This window comes from Nocardioides pacificus, assembly GCF_054775955.1.
Genome location: NZ_BAAHCI010000005.1, coordinates 1,527,631 through 1,543,488 on the forward strand (window position 1 = coordinate 1,527,631; position 15,858 = coordinate 1,543,488).

At 69.5% G+C, this 15,858-nt stretch carries 15 protein-coding genes; 12 read left to right on the top strand and 3 right to left on the bottom strand.

Annotation, left to right across the window (positions count from 1 at the left end; all coding sequences use genetic code 11):
* The first annotated feature begins 1 nt into the window (after position 1).
* The 4 genes from ACYU7L_RS09955 (at position 2) to ACYU7L_RS09970 (ending at position 3,344) form a co-directional block, all read left to right on the top strand.
* Positions 2–793, top strand: a complete 792-nt coding sequence (locus ACYU7L_RS09955; RefSeq protein WP_460795673.1) for a 3'(2'),5'-bisphosphate nucleotidase CysQ — start codon at positions 2–4, stop codon at positions 791–793.
* A 56-nt stretch (positions 794–849) separates the two neighbouring features.
* The gene (locus ACYU7L_RS09960; RefSeq protein WP_460795676.1) at positions 850–1,314 is read left to right on the top strand and encodes a Zn-ribbon domain-containing OB-fold protein; all 465 of its coding nucleotides are present in this window, start codon (positions 850–852) and stop codon (positions 1,312–1,314) included.
* The gene (locus ACYU7L_RS09965) at positions 1,311–2,501 is read left to right on the top strand and encodes a lipid-transfer protein (RefSeq protein ID WP_460795680.1); all 1,191 of its coding nucleotides are present in this window, start codon (positions 1,311–1,313) and stop codon (positions 2,499–2,501) included. The genes ACYU7L_RS09960 and ACYU7L_RS09965 overlap by 4 nt, the downstream gene beginning before the upstream one ends.
* 162 nt (positions 2,502–2,663) lie before the next feature.
* Positions 2,664–3,344 carry a helix-turn-helix transcriptional regulator gene (locus ACYU7L_RS09970; protein ID WP_460795683.1) on the top strand — a complete coding sequence of 227 codons (681 nt, stop codon included), beginning with the start codon at positions 2,664–2,666 and terminating at the stop codon, positions 3,342–3,344.
* Positions 3,345–3,359: 15 nt separating this feature from the next.
* Here ACYU7L_RS09970 and ACYU7L_RS09975 read toward each other — a convergent pair whose 3' ends face one another.
* Complete coding sequence (locus ACYU7L_RS09975; protein ID WP_460795687.1) at positions 3,360–4,271, bottom strand: LCP family protein; 912 nt, start codon at positions 4,269–4,271, stop codon at positions 3,360–3,362.
* Between the two features lie 224 nt (positions 4,272–4,495).
* On the opposite strand from ACYU7L_RS09975, the gene ACYU7L_RS09980 reads away from it, so the two are divergent.
* The 3 genes from ACYU7L_RS09980 to ACYU7L_RS09990 all read left to right on the top strand — a co-directional run bounded on the left by ACYU7L_RS09980 (position 4,496) and on the right by ACYU7L_RS09990 (position 7,072).
* Complete coding sequence (locus ACYU7L_RS09980; RefSeq protein ID WP_460795691.1) at positions 4,496–4,999, top strand: thiolase C-terminal domain-containing protein; 504 nt, start codon at positions 4,496–4,498, stop codon at positions 4,997–4,999.
* A gap of 315 nt (positions 5,000–5,314) precedes the next feature.
* Entirely contained in the window at positions 5,315–6,043 is a 729-nt protein-coding gene (locus ACYU7L_RS09985; protein WP_460795693.1) for a helix-turn-helix transcriptional regulator, read from the top strand.
* A gap of 69 nt (positions 6,044–6,112) precedes the next feature.
* Positions 6,113–7,072 (top strand): glycosyltransferase family 2 protein, encoded by a 960-nt coding sequence (locus tag ACYU7L_RS09990; RefSeq protein ID WP_460795696.1) that lies wholly within the window; start codon positions 6,113–6,115, stop codon positions 7,070–7,072.
* On the opposite strand, the gene ACYU7L_RS09995 is transcribed toward ACYU7L_RS09990, so the two are convergent.
* Both ACYU7L_RS09995 and ACYU7L_RS10000 read right to left on the bottom strand, forming a co-directional pair.
* The gene (locus ACYU7L_RS09995) at positions 7,048–7,998 is read right to left on the bottom strand and encodes a glycosyltransferase (protein WP_460795698.1); all 951 of its coding nucleotides are present in this window, start codon (positions 7,996–7,998) and stop codon (positions 7,048–7,050) included. The two genes, ACYU7L_RS09990 and ACYU7L_RS09995, sit on opposite strands and share 25 nt — an antisense overlap.
* Positions 7,995–9,206, bottom strand: coding sequence for an O-antigen ligase family protein (locus tag ACYU7L_RS10000; RefSeq protein ID WP_460795702.1), 1,212 nt, complete (start codon positions 9,204–9,206; stop codon positions 7,995–7,997). Before ACYU7L_RS10000 ends, ACYU7L_RS09995 begins: the two co-directional genes overlap by 4 nt.
* Positions 9,207–9,452: 246 nt before the next feature.
* On the opposite strand from ACYU7L_RS10000, the gene ACYU7L_RS10005 reads away from it, so the two are divergent.
* The 5 genes from ACYU7L_RS10005 to ACYU7L_RS10025 are packed head-to-tail and all read left to right on the top strand — an operon-like array spanning position 9,453 to position 15,857.
* Positions 9,453–10,928, top strand: coding sequence for a Wzz/FepE/Etk N-terminal domain-containing protein (locus ACYU7L_RS10005; protein ID WP_460795704.1), 1,476 nt, complete (start codon positions 9,453–9,455; stop codon positions 10,926–10,928).
* Positions 10,918–12,468, top strand: coding sequence for a flippase (locus tag ACYU7L_RS10010; protein ID WP_460795707.1), 1,551 nt, complete (start codon positions 10,918–10,920; stop codon positions 12,466–12,468). Before ACYU7L_RS10005 ends, ACYU7L_RS10010 begins: the two co-directional genes overlap by 11 nt.
* A 52-nt stretch (positions 12,469–12,520) precedes the next feature.
* Positions 12,521–13,759, top strand: a complete 1,239-nt coding sequence (locus tag ACYU7L_RS10015; protein WP_460795709.1) for a Gfo/Idh/MocA family protein — start codon at positions 12,521–12,523, stop codon at positions 13,757–13,759.
* The gene (locus ACYU7L_RS10020; RefSeq protein ID WP_460795713.1) at positions 13,756–14,673 is read left to right on the top strand and encodes a hypothetical protein; all 918 of its coding nucleotides are present in this window, start codon (positions 13,756–13,758) and stop codon (positions 14,671–14,673) included. Before ACYU7L_RS10015 ends, ACYU7L_RS10020 begins: the two co-directional genes overlap by 4 nt.
* Before the next feature lie 35 nt (positions 14,674–14,708).
* The gene (locus ACYU7L_RS10025; protein WP_460795717.1) at positions 14,709–15,857 is read left to right on the top strand and encodes a hypothetical protein; all 1,149 of its coding nucleotides are present in this window, start codon (positions 14,709–14,711) and stop codon (positions 15,855–15,857) included.
* Position 15,858: the final 1 nt, after the last annotated feature.

The window sequence follows — 15,858 nt, forward strand, 5'->3', positions numbered from 1 at the left end:
CGTGACTTTCGCTCCCGGTACGCCGCCCGCTGAGGCCGCGACGAACGACCACGTCCTCGCCACCTGGCTCGCAACCGTCGCCGGTGACCTGCTCCTCGAGGTGCGCGGCCAGGGGCTGGAGGGCAAGGAGCTCAAGGACGCCGGTGACCGGGCCGCCCATGAGCTGCTGATGCAGCTGCTGGCCGAGCACCGCCCGGACGACAGCGTGCTGTCGGAGGAGGGCAAGGACGACAAGGCGCGGCTGGCTGCGGACCGGGTCTGGATCGTCGACCCGCTCGACGGCACCCGCGAGTTCTCCGAGGTCCCGCGCGACGACTGGGCCGTGCACGTGGCGCTGTGGCAGCGCTCCGCCGACGGTGGCGAGCTCATCGCCGGAGCCGTGGCCCAGCCGGTGCTCGGCGAGACGTTCAACACCGGCCAGGCTCCCGTCGTACCTCCGCGCACGTCGCAGCGGCCCCGGATCGCGGTCTCGCGGACCCGGCCGCCGGCCTTCGTGCAGGCGCTCGCGACCGAGCTGGACGCCGAGCTGGTCCCGATGGGCTCGGCCGGGGTGAAGATGATGACGGTCGTGCGCGATGTCGCCGACGCCTACGTGCACGCCGGTGGACAGTACGAGTGGGACTCCGCCGCTCCCGTCGCCGTGGCCCGCGCGGCAGGGCTGTTCACCTCCCGCGTCGACGGCTCCCCGCTGGTCTACAACCAGGACGACGTCTCGCTGCCCGACCTGATCGTGTGCCGCCCCGAGCTGTCCGAGGCGATCTTGGCGTTCATCGCCGCGCACGGCACGGACTGATCCACCGAGCGGGATCGCGGGGGCCCCGACGCGTCCGTCCCGGCATACTCCGGGGCATGACTGCGACCCCTGCGATCGAGGGCTGGTTCACCACAGGTGAGCGACCCGCGCTGCTCGGCACCCGGTGCCGCGACTGCGGCACCGTCTACTTCCCCCGCGAGCAGGTCTTCTGCCGCAATCCTGGCTGTGCGGGCGAAGAGTTCGACGACTACGAGTTCGCGCGCACCGGCACCGTGTGGTCCTACACCGACGCGCAGTACCAGCCGCCGCCGCCCTACATCCCCGCGCACGATCCCTACCAGCCGTTCGGGATCGCAGCGGTCGCGCTGCCCGAGGGCATCGTCGTGCTCGGCCAGCTCGCGCAGGGCTACGGCGTCGACGACGTGCAGGTGGGCTCTCCGGTCGAGCTGGTCGTCGAGACGCTGTACGTCGACGAGTCGGGGGAGCGCACCATCTGGCGCTGGAAGCCGGTGGCGACGGATCGGACAAGCACGGGCCAGACGGAAGAAGGTGCGGCATGAGCAGCGACGTCGCCGTGATGGGTGTGGGCATGCACCCGTGGGGCAAGTGGGGCCGCTCGTTCGTGACGTACGGCGTGCACGCGGCGCGGGCGGCGCTGGCTGACGCCGGGGTGGACTGGAAGGACGTCGAGCTGGTCGTGGGCGGCGAGACCGTCCGCAACGGCTACGGCGGCTATGTGGCCGGGGCGACGTTCGCCCAGGCGCTGGGCTGGAACGGCGCGCGCGTCGCCACGTCGTACGCCGCGTGCGCGACGGGTGCGCAGGCGCTGGACACGGCTCGCTCCCGGATCCTGGCCGGTCAGTGCGAGGTGGCGCTGGTCGTCGGCGCCGACACCACGCCGAAGGGCTTCCTCGCGCCCAACGCGGGGGAGCGGTGGGACGATCCGGACTGGCTGCGCTTCCGGCTGGTCGGGATGACCAACCCGGCCTACTTCGCGCTCAACGCTCGCCGCCGGATCGACCTCTACGGCGCCACGACGGCGGACTTCGCGGCGGTCAAGGTCAAGAACGCCCGCCACGGGCTGGCCAACCCCAACGCGCGCTACCGCAAGGAGGTGTCGGTCGAGGACGTGCTGGCCTCGGCGGTCGTCTCGGACCCGCTGCACCTGCTCGACATCTGCGCGACCTCCGACGGGGGAGCGGCGGTGGTGCTCACCTCGATGGACTACGCGCGACGTCACGGACTGGCGGACCCGGTGCGGATCCGCGCGATCTCCACGGTCACGCCGACGTTCCCGCAGACGATCATGGACATGCCGAACTTCTCCACCGACTCGGCCGCCACCGTGCCGGCGGCGGCGCGGACGTTCAAGGAGTCGATCGCGGACGCTGCCTACGAGGAGGCCGGGCTCGGCCCCGAGGACGTCTCGGTCGCGGAGGTCTACGACCTCTCCACCGCGCTGGAGCTCGACTGGATCGAGGACATCGGCCTGTGTCCGCGGGGTGAGGCCGAGCAGCTGCTGCGCGCCGGCGACACCACGATCGGCGGCCGGATCCCGGTGAACCCCTCGGGCGGACTGGCCTGCTTCGGCGAGGCGGTCCCCGCCCAGGCCCTGGCCCAGGTCTGCGAGCTCACCTGGCAGCTGCGCGGTCAGGCCGAGGGGCGACAGGTCGAGGGTGCCCGGGTGGGCATCACCGCCAACCAGGGGCTCTTCGGGCATGGGTCGTCGGTGATCGTCTCCACCTGAGGGGCGACGGACGCAGGTCCTGTGGACTCCCCAATTCTGGGTCTACGGGGGGCCTCCTGCGCCGCGGCACGTCACGCCGCGGCAGTCTGTCCTCCGCGGCCGCCCGCCCCGCACAGGCGCTGGCCGTCGACTCCACAGCGGTCCGTGACGATGGTGAGGACGATGGTCGATCGTGACGCGGTCGCTCCCCGGGTGCTGATCCTCGCGCGGTTGTCGCTCATCGGTGAGACGGTTGGCGCCGCACTGGCCGGCCACGGGATCTCGGTGGTGCGGGTCCTCGGTGGTGGGGTCACGACCCACACGCTCGCGCGGGAATGGCGTCGGGCCCGGCCCGACATCGTGGTGATCCTGAGTGACCTGGAGTCACCCGAGGCCGTGGAGCGGGTCTGCTCCTGGCTGGGCGCCGTCCCGGGACCGAGCATCGTGCTCACCTCGACGGCTCCTGGGGCCGAGTGGGGGGCGGCTCTCGAGGCGTCCGCGCGCGAGGTGCTTCCGGAGTCGACCGTCCTGGCCGAGCTCTCGTCGGTGCTGGGTGTCGTCCTGGCGGGACGCTCGCTGATGGACGACACCACCCGGGCGGAGCTGGTGAGGGCCTGGCGGATGACCCGCGGGGAGCATGACCGGCTGCTCGCCCGGATGGGGTCGCTCACCCCGCGCGAGCGCACGGTCCTGCGCCTCCTCTACGCCGGTGACTCCGTGCCGTCGATCGCGGAGCTCTTCGGCGTCTCCGAGCAGACGGTGCGCAGCCAGGTGCACTCGATCCTCGTCAAGCTCGGCGTCCACTCACAAGTGGCCGCGATCGCGATGTACGACGCACTGCGCCACGGCCGGTCCCCGTCCTGAGCCGCAGCAGCCAGATCAGTCGGGCAGGCGGTCTGCGCTCTCTCGGATGCCCGCGTCGTCGCGCACCGCAGCCCAGAGCTGGCGTCCCGCCGTCTCGTCGAGTCGCTTGATCCCCCCGTCCGAGCCGTGGTGGACCACAGGAGCGGACAGGTAGTCCACGTCGTCGCCCTCGAGCTCGCGCAGTGACATGGCCAGGTCGACCATGTCCGTGCTGGACCAGTCCTCGTCGACGCTCAGGTGCCCGGTGATCGCCTCCCTCTGCTCGCGCAGGCCCAGTACGTCGCGACTCGAGGCCGAGGTCAGGACGCGAGAGACAAGCTGCTCGATGAGAGCCTGTTGACGGATCGGATCGTGCAGATCGCTCGGCTCGTCGAGCGTCACTCCGGCCACGTCGACGACGTCCTCCAGACCAGTCCAGTCCAGGACCGCGAGGTGGTTCATTCGGACGTCGGTGAGCTCCTCCACCGTCTGGATCGCCGTCGACGGTGTCGCTCCGGAGACGGCGTCCTCGACGGTGGTGACGCCGCGGCGGACCGGAGCCTCGATGAGTGCGTCGTGCGGGATGGAGATCACTGAGACCCTCGAGCGGTCCCCCTCGATGTGCAGGACCATCACGCTGTCGGCGCTCTGTCGCGGGAGCCACTCCAGGCTGTCCTCTGCGTCGGTGGTCGCCACGCCCGCGCTGCCGATGAACAGGATGTTGATCGCCTTGGCAGCCGGGCCGGCGCTCGGCTGCACCGGTCGGTCCTCGAGCCCCTCAAAGACGCCTCCGATACGCTCGACCCGGTTGTTCAGCTGATGGTGTAGGTAGAAAGCTCCCGCAGTCGCGGCCAACGCGGCCAGCGCTCCCACCACGAAGAGCGACGTCAGCAGGAGGCGGACCGCGCGATGACGGGTTCCGATGAGGGACAGGTTGAACCAGTTCATGGAGCGGCACCTCCGAGACCGAGGGAGTGCAGGCCCGTGGCCAGGCGACAGCAGGACTCGACCATCGGGAGTCGGCCCCTCCCTCTCGGCACTGGAGAGAGGAGTTTCCCAATATGGTGACCCGGGCACGGAGCCCGACCGCGCTGAAGCGCGTCCGCCGAAGAATGCGGGTCTGAACCTCGAGCGTGGACCCGAGACGTTGTCGACCCATCCAGGAGCCAGTCATGACTGTCACCCTGCCGTCGCGTCGCATGCTTTCCGTGGGTCTCGTCGCCCTGGTGACGGTGCTCGCGGTCCTGGCGATACTCACCGCACGGAGCCTGGCCTCGGACGACGGAGTCGACGTGAGAGCCAGCGGGCCGGCCGGCGACCGCGCCGCCCTCAGGGCTGGTGGCCCGGAAGTCGGGGCCGAAGTCGGGGCCGCCCCCTCCCCGGCATCGCTGGAGCTTGACTGGATCGAGGACATCGGCCTGTGTCCGCGGGGTGAGGCCGAGCAGCTGCTGCGCGCCGGCGACACCACGATCGGCGGCCGGATCCCGGTGAACCCGTCGGACGGGCTGGCCTGCTTCGGCGAGGCGGTCCCCGCCCAGGCCCTGGCCCAGGTCTGCGAGCTCACCTGGCAGCTGCGCGGTCAGGCCGAGGGGCGACAGGTCGAGGGTGCTCGAGTGGGCATCACCGCCAACCAGGGGCTCTTCGGGCATGGGTCGTCGGTGATCGTCTCCACCTGAGCCGAGTCGGGCGCTAGTGACCGCGACCCCGAAGGGTGGCCCTCATCAGCCGTCGGATCGCCCACCCGGCACCCGCGGGCCTCGGACATAGGCCCGCCACTGTGCGCGGATTGGCACGACCTGGCCACGGCCCAGGGGCGAAGCGTAGTGATCTCTCCTCTACTCACCTCCAGGTGTACGTCGTGAGGATGCGCGCCGAAGCCTCCGGCTGCGCCGCGGGGACCGGCTGAAAGGACGGGTGTCGCCCATCCCCAACATCGGGTGTGATCCACGCCGTCTTCGGTGCACCGAGCCCTGGCTCGTCACTGTGGGGCAATGACGCTCGACCTTCTGATGCCGGGAGGGGAGTCAGCATTGGTGCGCGAGGACGCTGCGGTGGGTGGAGCCACGGCCTTGGTCGTCGTGAGCGCCGAGCATCCGCTGGTGGCCGAATCGCTCCGAGTGGCGCTGGCCGCTCGGGGCTTTCTGGTGCAGACCTTGGACTGGCCGAAGCAGTCGGAGATCGTTCCCGTGATCCGGCCGCGTCCGGGCGGCGTGGGAATCGCGCTGGCCGAGCTGGCCGTCGAGTCCGAGGTCGACGACGTCGCCAGGCTCGTGGATCACGTCGCGGTGCGATGGCTGCTGCTCGCCCACAAGGGCCCGAACCCGCTCTGGGGTGCGGCACTCGAGCGGGGCGTCGACGCGGTCTACCCCAGCACCACCACGCTCGACGACCTCCACGACCTCCTCGAGCGCGCGGCCCACGGTGAGCAACTGCTGGACGAGGACCGTGTCGAGGCCCTTCGAGCGACATGGCGCGGCGTGCTCGAGATGGACGCCCTGCGGTCCCGTGTGCGGTCGCTGTCCGAGCGTGAGACACAAGTGATCGAGCTCCTCTACGCCGGTGTCGGCGTCGCGGAAATCGCCATCGTGCTCGACGTCTCGCTGTCCACTGTGCGGTCCCACGTTGCGGCGGTGCTGCGCAAGTTGGGCGTCGTCTCGCAGGTCCAGGCCGCGGTCACGTACGGCGAGTACCTCGACCGGTCCGGACTTGGCAGCTCCTAGCACGGCGTCGATCGGGGATCCCCCAATTTCAGGCAACTGGCTGCCCTTCGTGCCGGTGATCGCCCGGCGATGTCGCACGTTGGTCACCACTCCGAGCGGAAGGTCAGCAACGTGTCGAAATGCGCACCCGTCACTGTCGTAGTCCCGACGCACAACCGGCCCGAGCTGATGCGCCGGGCCGTTGGGAGCGTGGTCGATCAGGACTATGCGGGCGAGATCGAGATCATCGTCGTCTTCGACGCGTGCGAGCCGTTCGTGCCCGATGTCCCATCCAGGGAGCGACGCACCCTGCGCGTCATCGCCAATCAGCGTTCGCGCGGTCTCGCGGGGGCGCGGAACACGGGCATCCTGGAGGCCGGTCACGACTTCGTGGCCTTCCTTGACGACGATGACTACTGGCTACCGGGCAAGCTCAAGGCGCAGATGCCACTGTTCGCCGTTCCGGAGCAGCCGGTGCTGGTGGGCACCGCTGCGACGTTCGACGACGGAAGACACCAACATGACCGCCCCGTTCCCTGCGGCTTGGTGACCCATGATGCGCTGCTCCGCGACCGGATGGCGGGGCTGCATTCGAGTACGTTTGTGCTGCGCCGAGACGCTCTGCTCGGCGATCTCGGTCTCGTCGACGAGAACCTTCCCGGCAGCTACGGCGAGGACTACGACCTGCTGCTGCGCAGCTCGGCAATCGCGCCGATCCTGGTTGCCAACTCACCACTGGTGTCGGTGACCTGGTCCAAGGACTCGTACTTCTTCGGCCGTTGGGGCGCCTACGCCGATGGTCTCGAGTACCTCTATGTCGAGCACCCCGGCTTCCAGCGCGACCGCAGGGCGCATGGTCGGATCGCGAGCCAGATCGCCTTCGCCCGCGCGGCGCACGGTGATCGGGCGCTCGCGCGCAGCTGGGTCCGCCGCGCCGTGCGGCGTGACCCCACACAGGTGAAGGCGTGGCTCGCCTTGGCCATCTCGTTGCGGCTGCTGTCCGCGACGCGGGTCGTGTCGGTGGTTCAGCGGATGGGCCGCGGCATCTGAACGTGCTTACGACGATCCCCCGCTAGCGCGGCGGCCCGCACGATGTGGTCGACGCTCAGGTCGTCGGCCTCGACCGACACCGCGAGTCCCCGAGCGGCGATCGTGGCCGCGAACTCGAGCTGGTGGTCGTCGACCATCTCGCCTGCGCTCGCTCGACGGGGCAAGATCACCGGAACCCTCCCCTGTTGGAGCACGGAAAGCACCGATCCCACGCCGGCGTGGGTGATCACCACGTCGGCAGCGCCGAAGGCGGCGTGCAACTCCGTGGCCGGTAGCCACTGCGTGAGCTGCGTGCCTTCGTCGTCACGCGCGACGGTCGTCCCGGTCTGCCAGCAGACATCCAGTCCTTCGAGGACCCGGCGGCAGGCGCTCACTGCCCGGTCGAACGGCCAGAGCTCGGTGCCGAGGGAGACGACCGCCGTGCGGAGGTCACCGGCCACGACGGGGTCGGGACGCGGAGTAGCCTCGAAAGCGTCGAAGACGTTGGGGACCGGCGTCCACGCCTTGTCGCCCCATCCCGTGCCTTGTACGAAGAGGCGAGCGCTCGTGAGGCGCTGTGCGAACCTGCCGGTCGACGACGGTCCGAGCACTCGTGTCGCGCTATCGATGAACCACGTGTCACAACCCCGCATACGGGCGGCGAGTAGGTGCGGCGTCGAGAAGAGCGCCCCGGTGCTGACGAGCCGGTCGGGCTTGAGGCGATGGTGCAGCCGCAGGACGGAAGGAAGGCTGAGTGCGGCCTTCGCCATCTGTCCGGAGCCCACTCGCGGCATCCAGACTACCTCGCGATCTGAGAGGAGCGACTCGGTCTGCGCCGTGCGTCCGGTGACCCACACCGCGTTGGTCGTGTCGACGCCGAGCAGGTCGGCCATGATGATCAGCTCGTCGAGGTGCCCCCCGGGTGAGGCGACCATCATGGTCCTCATCGAGCGCCTTCGAACTCGTCGCTGCGGGCGGCGAGGAGCGGTGGATCGGCGGGTCCTGGGTCCTCCCTGCGGAGCGCGAGCGCCGCAGCGGTCATCATGATCGGCAGGCCGTAGGGGACCACCCCGTAGAAGCCGAGCTCCACCAGCGACACCAGGCACAGCGTCGAGGTGGCCAGTCCCAGGGGATCGCGCCGGTTCCGCGACCGGACCCAGGCGACGAGGAAGAACCCCATGAAGGCAGCGATGGCGACCGGGCCGTTGGAAACCAGGACCATCCAGAACTGGCCCTGCGTCCCCACGGGCGGCGCATCCGGGTCCTGGCTCGTCGGCGGTACGCCGTAACCGAAGATCGGTGAGTCCGGCACCAGCGCGAGCGACTGTTGGTAGAGCGAGGCTCGGGTGGAGGTGCCGGGTCCCTCGAGGCGCGTCTCGAGTCGTGCGCCGGCCAGGTGCTGGAAGGCGAGCCCCCCGGCCACGGCCAGGACCAGGATCGCCGCGACGGCTGGCAAATTGCCGCGCAGAGCCATGCGCAGCGCGACCCACGCCGCAGCGACTCCAAGACCGATGAGCATGCCGCGGTTCATCGTGAAGGAGGCCGGGACAACCGAGATCGCGACTACCGCGCTCAGCACCCAGAAGACCAACCGATCGCGTGCGTTGTCGCTGCGGCGCAGGGTCATCATGTAGGCGATGACGATCGGCAGCAGCAACGAGTACACGTTGCCCCAGTTGTTGGCATAGAGAAAGGGTGCGCTCGGTCGCCCCGCGACCCCCAAATAGGAATCCGGGTTGTACTGCGCGAAACGTCGCACGACCATGTGGTTAATGAAGTCATTAGTGGCCAGGCCGGGTGCCACCTGGCGCAGCAGGTAGAAAGCCGGGGTCTTGACGACCGTGCCGAGCAGCACGGTGCCCAGCAACCCGCCGCCCACGACGGCGAGCCAATGGACGGTGAGGATGCCAGCGATCGTCCGAGCGGCATCGCGCCGTGGAAAGTTGTAGACGTAGAGGAAGACGACTGTGGATCCGAGGTAGATGCCGGCCCGGTAGAGGAAGGCCACCATGTGGTTCGGGGTGTCGACCATGACGATCGAGCAGAGCATCCACACCAAGAACAGCAGCCACAGCCCGAAGCCACGGGGGACGCGGGCCTGCCCGAACTGGGCTAGGTACGCCGCCATCACGACCGCCAGCGGCATCAGGATCATGTCGATCAGGCCCGCCGCCCACCAGACGGGGGTGAGTCCGAAGATCGCGACCAGCGGCCAGCGGGGCAGCAGCGGTGGCGGCGACGACGGCATGGTCATGCGGGAGAGGATCGTCCTCGCGGTGGGACCGCGTCGGAGAGCACGGACGAGGATCCTCCGTTTGGGGTATTTGGACCGGGATCCTGAGTCTCGCCGGGATCGACCGAGAACGCTGGACCCTCCGCAGAGATCGTGGGGGTAGAAGCCGTGTCGGAGTCTCTAGAGAACAGCCAGCTCGAGCTCGGCCGGTACTGGGCCATCGTCAGGGGTCGTTGGTTGGTCGTGGCCGGGTTCACCATCGCCGGCGCGGTGCTGGCCGGGGCCTACGCCGTGACCACGCCGACGTCGTACACAGCGACTGCGGTGGTGAACCTGAACGTCATCGCGGACGAGCCGTTCAACATGCAGCGATCGGCCTCTGCCCTCATCGACCCCGCCACCGAGATACAACTGGCGAAATCCTCGGCCGTCCTCACCGACGCGGCCGGGGACCTGGGCAACGGCACCACGATCGCCGACGTGCGCCGCTCTACAGAGGTGACCGTCCTTCCGGAGGCGACAGTCGCACGGATCACCTACACCGCATCGACGCTCGACGAGTCGCTCGCCGGCGCCGACGCGGTGGGCCGGGCGTTCGTCGACTCCCGGACGGCCGCAGCGGAGGACAAGGTCGGCCGGATCAACGAACAGCTCTCCGAGAGGCAGACGCAGGTCAGCACCGAGCTCAGCGTCGTCCTCAAGGCGATCGCCACCGCCTCCTCGGCCAACCAGCGGGCGGCCGCACTCAGCAGGCGCACGGTCCTGGAGACTCAGCTGACCAGTCTGCTCGAGCAGTTGAACGCGATCGCGAGCATCGACACCTCGGGTGGCTACGTGATCACCGAGGCCCAGGACAACGCCGTGGCCGTCCAGCCGCATACCCGGCTGCTCGTCCAGGTCGGCCTCGCGGCCGGTTTGGTGCTGGGCATCATCGCGGCTTTCGTCGTCAATGCCCTCGACCGTCGCCTGACGACGCCCACCGATCTCGGCAAGGCGCGCGGTGGACTGCTTCTGGCCCGTCTGTCCGATCGCGCCTGTGCGGTACCGGCACCGGCCACCGACCTCGACGCGTATCGAGGCGCGACCGAACGCTTGCTCGCCCTGCGCGGCTCCGGTTCCCGAGCGACGACGGTCGTCGACCTGACCTCGCACGAGCACCCGACAGTCGCTGCCAACCTGGCGCTGGGGCTCGTGGCCGCCGGGGGCGGACCGGTGCGGCTGGTCCTTAGCGAGGGGGACGAGGAGCTCGCAGCTGCACTGGTCGCCGACCAAGGCGGCCGCTCGGTCCAGAGCCCGATGCCGTCCGTCGGGAATGTCGCGGTGCGTCTGGGGAAGGCGCCCGCCCGCGGGAGCGCCGAGGAGCAGTTGGAGCATGTGGTTGTGGCGCTCGGAGCGAAGGCTCCGCGTTCCACAGTCTTGGCAGCAGGGCGGCGTACGGGCGCCGTGGTGATCGTCGTGGAGACCCGCCGCACCAGGCTGGGTGCGATCCGCTCGCTCGAGGAGGAGCTGAGGAGCGTCGGCGCGGAGGTAGTGGGCTCCGTGATGGTTCCGCGTGCGCACCTGAGGCCCCGTCGCTTCCCCTGGCGCCACCGGCGACGTCATGCCGCGGAGAAGCATGTCTCCCTCGCGGCTGATGGCATCTGAAACCGCCTTCGCCCCCCCGCCCGCCGCGTCGACGAGCGAGCTGGGGCGGGCGGCCCGTGGCGGGGCGATCACCTTCGCGGGGGCGGCGACCTCGGCCCTAGCCGGGTTCGCCTTCAACCTGCTGCTGGCCCGCCTCATCGGGCCGCAAGGCACCGGAGTCGTCCTTCAGACCCTCGCGGTGTTCACGATCGCGCTGGCGGCTACCAGGTTCGGGCTCGATACCACAGCCGTGTGGCTACTGCCCCGGCTCGTGCGCCATGAACCTGACCGGGTCAGGCCGGCGCTGGTGGTGACTTGCGGGCTGTCCGTCGTGATCCCCACGGTAGCCGTCACGATCTGGATGGCTATCTGGGTGCTCAGGTTTCGCGCCCAGGGGTCGGAGTTGCTCGACTCAGTCACTCTGGCACTGGTCTTCCTGCCGGTCGCGAGCCTGATGGCTGTGGCACTCGCGGCCACTCGAGCCTTCGGGGGGGTTCTCGCATTCAACGGGATCGGCAACGTGCTGGTTCCTGCCTTGCGCCCCGCCACTCTGGTGCTGGTGTGCCTGCTCGGCGGTGGAGCGGTGGCCGTCTCCGGGACGTGGGCTGCTTGTTGCCTGATCGGCGCCGCGCTCGCACTGGTGATCCTGGGGCGGATGATCCGGCGCCGCCGATACCCCTCACTCCCTGGATCGTGGCGGCCGGACCGCGCACTGGTGGGCCGGATAGTGGGCTATTCCGGTCCGCGCACGGTCATGGCGGCAATGGAGCAGACGATCATCTGGATCGACGTCCTACTGATCGGTGCGCTGCTCGGCGCGAGCGCCGCGGGCGTGTACGGCGCGGCTGCGAGGTTCGTCGCCGCCGGGGTGGTGGCCATGACCGCTCTGCGCATTGTCGTGGCGCCCCGATTCAGCGCTCTGCTCGGCGAGAACCGGCGCGAGGAGGTGGCCGAGCTCTATACCGCGACCGCCCGCTGGGTGCTGCTTCTGGGTGCGCCGATCTACCTGTTGCTCGCGATCTTCTCGCCCACCGTCCTGAGCTGGCTCGGTCCAGGATTCTCCGATGCCGCGTCCTCGATGGTGATCCTCAGCCTGGGCTCGATCGTGGTGCTCGCCGGCGGCAACGTGCAGTCATTGCTGCTGATGAGTGGGCACAGCGGGTGGGGCGCCTTCAACAAGGTGGTCGTCGTCTGCTTCAACGTGACCGGCAACCTGGTGCTGATCCCGAGGGTCGGCATCGAGGGGGCGGCAGTGATCTGGGCGATGTCGATGGCGCTGGACACCGTCCTTGCGGCCTGGCAGGTGCGCCGGGGCATCGGCATCTCGCCGGCACTGGGGGCCATCGCGGGGACGATGCTTGCTGTTGTCGGGTGCGTGGCAGTCCCTGCCCTCGGTGTCGTGCTGCTCGCCGGACAGGGCGTTACCCAACTGGTCGTCTCGAGCCTGCTGGTCGTGGCGGTCCTCGGCGGCTATTGCTTTCTCGACCGCCGCCGCCTGCGCCTCGACGAGCTGGTCGGCGTCGGTCGTCGGCGTGCCCGGGCGTCCATCAATAATGGGTAATCCGGTCCGATCTCGCCGCGGACCAGCGGTCCCTGCGGCTGAGATATCCGCCATGACGACGTTCCTCGACCGACCGGAGACCGCGACCGATGATGCCCGTGCGTCGACGAGACTGCTGCGGGTCGCCGTGGTGGGCGTCGGCAAGATGGGCCTCTCCCACCTTTCGCTCCTGCGCGCGCACCCCCAGGTCATGGTCGAGGTCGTGTGCGACGCCAACGGCTACGTGCTCGACGTCCTCGGCGCCCACACCGGCGTCCATCTCGCCAAGGACTACGTCGCGATGCTGGACGCGGTCGACATCGATGCGGTCGTCATCGCCACGCCGACGAAAGCCCACTTCCCGATGGTGCGTGCGGCACTTGAGCGTGGACTCCACGTCTTCTGCGAGAAGCCGCTGACGCTTTCGGCGCTCGAGTCCGCCGAGCTCGCGCGACTCGCGGATGAGCGGGGGCTGATCGGCCAGGTCGGCTACCACAACCGCTTCGTCGCGGCGTTCGCTGAGGCGGCCCGACTCGTGGAGCTGGATGCGATCGGCCCGATCCATCACGTGCTTGCCGAGGCCTACGGTCCGGTCGTCCTCCAGCCGCGCGGCAGCACCTGGCGCTCGCGCCGGTCCGAGGGGGGCGGCTGTCTCTACGACTACGCTGCACACCCGCTCGACCTGATGACCTGGATCCTCGGTGAGCCGACCGCGGTGCGCGGCACGACGCTTGGTCACGTCTACTCCACCGACACCGAGGACGAGGTCTACTCGACGCTCGAGTACGCCGGCGCGAGCGCGCAGCTGTCCGTGAATTGGTCGGACGAGTCCTACCGCAAGATGACGACCCGCCTGACCCTGTGGGGAAGCCAAGGCCGGATCACCGTCGACCGCCAGGAGTGTCAGGTCTACCTGCGCGACTCGGCAGTTCCGCCTGAGGGCTACCGGCCGGGGTGGAACGTGAAGTACACGACTGAGCTCACGCCGCCCGTCTGGTTCTACCTACGGGGCGAGGAGTACAGCGCCGAACTCGACTACTTCGTGCGCAGCGCGCTCCAGGACCTCAGACCTGGGGAGCCGCAAGGGATGAACTCGTTCGCCTCCGCGGCCGCGACCGATCGGGTGATCGAGATGCTGCTCGCTGACGGGAGTGGGGCCATGGCGGGCGCCGCGACCACGTCGGCCCCCGCACGCCGCACTCGACGTACGACGCGCGCAGACCAGGCGCGCGATCTTGCGATGACAGCGCTCGGCGGCCTTCGCCGCAGCGCCGGGAAGGCTCGACGAACCCTGGGGGACAAGCGCCGATGACCATGTTCACACATGCTCCGGAAGTGATGGACCGGCTCCTGTTCGGGGACAACCAGTTCTTCGGGGTCAACCACATGTCCGAGGAGAAGGCACGCGCCCAGGCGATGCGCTTCCAGGACCTCGAGGCGGTCATGAGCGTGCTCGACGCAGCCTACGACGAGGGCATCCGGACCTTCATGTGCACGACCCACGAGCGGGTCGCCGAGATCGTGGAGATCGTGCGCGACCAGCCAGAGCGCTACGCCGGCTTCACCTTCTACCCGTGCATGCCGTACGCACACAAGTACGCCAACGCCGTAACCGACTACGGGATGCTCGGTGCGCTCAGCAAGTTCCTACCCGACGACGGGCTCGTCTCAACAGCGCTGAAGGGGGGCCGGGCGGTAGCGCGCAAGGACGTCGAGAGCATGATCACGATGCTGATCGACGCCGAGATGAGCATGTTCCGCGGCGTTCGCACGCCCGTGATCTTTCTCCAGAACGTCGTCGTCGACCTGCTCCTCGGGCTCGGCTTCGACGAGGCGTTCGCGATCTTCGCCCAGCACGTGCGCAAGAGGTACGGCGCCGAGCCGGGCTACATCACGATGAACCTGGTGCGCCTGCTTGAGGTGCTCGAGCGGGTCGGCATCGAGAGTCCCATCGTCTGCAGCAACATGAACAAGCTCGAGTTCCGGATGTCCGGGGGCGCGGCGGGTTACCGCGCCGCCCTGGAGGAGCGGGAGTTCCGGGCGATTGCGATGTCGGTGTTCGCCTCCGGTGCCCTGTCGCCGCGCGAGGCCTTCGAGTGGGTGGCCGGGTTCCCGGCGATCGAGTCCGTCGTCTTTGGCGCCTCGACGCCGTCGCACATCCGCACCACCCGCGAGATCGCCGACGAGGTCTGGACTCGCGGCCCCGCCCCAGGAGTGCTGCGATGATGGCAGGCTCCGGGCGGCGATCCACCCGCGCTTGCATGACCGTCGTCACCGCGCTGATCTCGGCGGTCTCGAGCGTCTTGCAGGCACCGGCCGGCGAGCCCTCTGCACGAATAGCGTCCTCCGTTGCAGCTCCGTGGGCCTGGGGCGTCGACGGCCCCGTGTATGCCACCGCGGTGGCTGGTGACATGCTCGTCGTGGGCGGCGACTTCTCGCACGTGGTCGGGCGCGGCGCCGCGATACCGCGCCACAACCTGGCGGCCTTCTCGCTACGCACCGGGCGCCCCTTCGCCGGCTGGCGCGCCGACACCGACGGCAAGGTCCTCGCGCTCGAGGCATCGGCGAAGTCCGTCTGGGTCGGCGGTGCCTTCACCGCGATCGGCAGCAGCCTTCGGGCCCACACAGCGAAGGTCTCGCTGGCCGACGGCAGCGTGGACCCTTCGTTCGTGCTCGACACCAACGGGACTGTGCGTGCGCTCGCCCGTAGCGGGAGACGGCTCTACGCGGGCGGCGACTTCCTCGTCGCTCAGGGGATGGCGCGGCTCCGCGTGGTGGCCTCCGACGCGCGGACGGGCGCCGTCGACGACACCTTCACCGCCGCGGCCGGAGGGACCGTGCGTGCACTCGGGCTGCACCGCCGCCGGCTCTACATCGGGGGCAGGTTCTCGACGCTCGACGGGGCGGCCCGTCCGGGGATCGGCAGCGTGAACGCGGTGACGGGAGGGCTGGCCGGCCCCGTCCTGCGCTTCCCGGGCGTCCCGGCGGGGACTCCGGGTGTGGTCAACGCTATTGACGTCACTGACGACGGCCGCCGGGTGGTCGCCGGGATCGGTGGCTCGCCGTCCGACGGCGTCGGCAACCAGGCTGTCGCGTGGCGGACGGCATCCGGTCGACCGGCGTGGCGCGTGCGCCTTGGGGGTGATGGCCAGGCGGTGCGGATCTCGCAGGGCACCGCCTACGTGGGCTTCCACGGCTCCTACAGGCGTGACGACTCGGTGCACCTGCTGGCCGTGAACAGCCGCACGGGACGGGTGTCACGGCGCTTCCGGCCTGCCTTCACCGGGTCCTGGGGCGTACTGGCGCTCGCTGTATCACGCCGCTGGCTGGTCGCCGGGGGCCAGTTCACGACCGTGGACCTGAAGCAACGGGAGGGGATCGTCATCTTCCCGTTCCGGAAGAGGGGATGAG